General features: G+C 27.6%; 2 protein-coding genes. One reads left to right on the top strand and one right to left on the bottom strand.

Annotated features, from left to right (window positions below):
• Positions 1–799: 799 nt before the first annotated feature.
• Positions 800–1018 carry a hypothetical protein gene (locus F968_RS20110; RefSeq protein WP_029747731.1) on the top strand — a complete coding sequence of 73 codons (219 nt, stop codon included), beginning with the start codon at positions 800–802 and terminating at the stop codon, positions 1016–1018.
• A gap of 109 nt (positions 1019–1127) precedes the next feature.
• Here the strand turns inward: F968_RS20110 and F968_RS19345 are convergent, their stop codons facing one another.
• On the bottom strand, positions 1128–1337 hold the full coding sequence (locus F968_RS19345; protein ID WP_000069471.1) for a hypothetical protein: 210 nt from the start codon (positions 1335–1337) through the stop codon (positions 1128–1130).
• Positions 1338–1341 lie beyond the last annotated feature (4 nt).

The raw sequence follows: 1341 nt of genomic DNA, 5'->3' as shown, positions 1-1341 counted from the left end.
ATTTACGGACTTAGGCAGACCACATACCCGAGTTGTCACTTAAATTTGAGTAGATATGAGAAGTCTTAACTTTTAAATCTTTGTGCAACAAAGCCTTAACAAACTAGAATTTATTCTTCTATTTGAAAGGATTCTTAAAATACTCTTTTAATATGGAAATAATTAATAGTGTACTGATTAAACCTAGAAATACTATAAGAACCCACAACATACAATCCAAAGAATATCAAACATTACTGATACAAAAATAATAATATTTTTTTGTCTATTAAGTAACTGAAATTTAGTTTTTTTTACAAGTTAAGTGTTTTATTAAGTTATAATTAAAAGTAAATTTTTCCCAACTAGTATAAAGTTTAAGAGTATAGGTTATTGAATTGTTTCTTATGCAAAAAAAAGTCAAGAATCTTTATTTAAGAAAAGGTGAACACTCATTTGTTCTGCAATCACAGTTCATTTTTAAAGCTAAGCAGCAAAAATGGACTAGTGAAGATATCCAAAAAATTATAGAAAAGACCTTATATCAAGATAAATATAGGGTATATGCAATTTTGAGAGAGTATTCTAGCCAGAATTACGGGTAAATTTGACTTGAAAAAGAGAAGGACTAAAGTCTTTTAGAAGGATATATCTTGGATCCTGAATAAGATTTTTATTATTAAAGGAGTAAAGTTTAGCCTCGATATAAGTTTAATCTATTATTTTTACAATAATATTGCATATATCAATACCTAATTTAACTTTAGTTCCTATCGCCAACCCTGTATGGTGTCCGTTCAGAAACACTCTATCGAGGCTAATATGTATAGTTTTTCTAGATCAATTAATTGAAACGAATCTCAAAGATGGGAATAAATACAGTAAATTATTGATTGGATATAAATTATTTTCTGATTTGATGAATGATCCTATATTTTATACAGAAGTGTCTAATTCAGCTCTGAGCGCTACGAAAAGAAAATATAAGCAACTAAAAATTAAAATCACCACACATCAATATCAGCTTCATTTTGAATAAATCAATAAAACGAAAGTTCTCAGCTCTCTCTTCGTATATGAGAAAGTCACAATTTATGGCCTTTCTCATATCTATTTAGCATAAAATCTCTTATGCGAATCTGGAAAGATTAAGTTATTTCGTAATATTTTATCCAATAAGCATTGTCGAAAATATCAGTGTAATAGCTTGACTTCTTACAATGTGAAAAATAGTCACAGCATAAATCTCTAATAATTTCAATTTCCTCTAGGCTATCAGCAGCATTGACTAAAAATATAAACTTGTCCAAGTTAACAAGTAATTTACTACTATTTTTCAAAGGTTTATTATTAGACATTGAA

The organism is Acinetobacter sp. NIPH 817, from assembly GCF_000368405.1.
Lineage (GTDB): Bacteria > Pseudomonadota > Gammaproteobacteria > Pseudomonadales > Moraxellaceae > Acinetobacter.
The sequence above is the reverse complement of the archived record's forward strand: the minus strand, read 5'-3'. Positions and strand labels throughout refer to the sequence as shown.